Origin of the sequence: Methylobacterium sp. J-059 (assembly GCF_022829485.1) — a bacterium.
In the GTDB taxonomy this organism is placed as follows: Bacteria; Pseudomonadota; Alphaproteobacteria; order Rhizobiales; family Beijerinckiaceae; genus Methylobacterium.
In genome coordinates this window covers 1-607 of sequence record NZ_JAKSYA010000006.1, presented here as the reverse complement: position 1 = coordinate 607, position 607 = coordinate 1, and the positions used below count along the sequence as shown (strand labels likewise).

1 protein-coding gene and 1 pseudogene are annotated in these 607 nt (G+C 68.2%); both read right to left on the bottom strand.

What is annotated here, in order from left to right:
• Positions 1-371 (bottom strand): hypothetical protein (locus MKK55_RS00095; RefSeq protein ID WP_243932662.1); only part of this gene is annotated, 371 nt, incomplete at its 3' end.
• A gap of 25 nt (positions 372-396) precedes the next feature.
• Positions 397-591, bottom strand: a pseudogene (locus MKK55_RS29280) (DUF6538 domain-containing protein); the annotation flags it as partial.
• Positions 592-607: the final 16 nt, after the last annotated feature.

Sequence of the window (607 nt, the reverse complement as noted above, 5' to 3'; positions counted from 1 at the left end):
ACCTTGAGTTCGGCTTCGACGAACGCCAGATGGAGACGACGATCCCCTAGCGATCCGAACGCGATGTTCAGTCCGGCATCGAGCACGGTCATCATCGCATCGAAATCGAAGTGCGTGGCGGTGCAGTCGCCGCGCGCGTTGGCATCGCGCAACTCGGCCTCCCGCGACGCGATCTCCCGTCCGAGTGCGTCGAACCCTTCGCGACTGAGGGGGTCGGCGCCGCGCCGCCGCGCTTCATCCGCGGCGAGCTTGCGATGGCGGAACGTCGCGACCAGACCCTGAAGAACCGTGTCGTCGAGGTCCGAGAGTTTCGGCTGAGCGCTGAGGCAGACGGCGCTTCGCCAAGCGGACGAGTGCGTCCGCCTCGCCATCCAACCGGCGGGCCCGATCGCGTGCCACGTCCGCGTCGCGGGTGCCGAGGCTGACCCAGAACTCCCGGCCGGCCCGCCTTCCCTTCAGCGAGACGGGCGCGCTTTCGTCGAAGATGCCAGACCCCGCCGTTCCGAGCACGGCCGGCATGTCGGCGCGCAGCGCATCCGGGATGGTGCGACGGACATAGAAGATGCCCCGACGCTGGACGAGACCCACCATCTGCCTCTGGCTTCGT